The 274-nt window shown below is 46.0% G+C and carries 1 protein-coding gene; it reads left to right on the forward strand.

From position 1 onward, the window contains the following. Window positions 1-180: hypothetical protein (locus tag AC1RPR_RS08795; RefSeq protein ID WP_481763569.1), on the forward strand; the 180-nt coding region annotated here is incomplete at its 5' end. Window positions 181-274: the final 94 nt, after the last annotated feature.

Genomic DNA, 274 nt, shown 5'->3' on the forward strand with positions numbered 1-274 from the left:
GAGCCTGACCACGAACTCTGTGAATGGCTCGGGTGCAGCGACTACACAACTTTTCAAATGGAAATCGAAAAAGCCTTCTGGATTGAGGCTTTGACAGCTCCCGAGGTAGCGGATAAAACAGTGGAACAATACGTCGCTGAACTGCTGGAACAATCACGGAGCAAGAATGAAACTCTCTGACAAAGTATTGAACGAGCTGTGGAATAAGTATTTTATCAGTCGTGAAAATGCACAAACCGCGTTCTTTGCGGTATTGCAGGAATTGACTGATCGC

The sequence above is a fragment of the Dellaglioa sp. CoH-57-MRSF-22 genome, assembly GCF_056781895.1.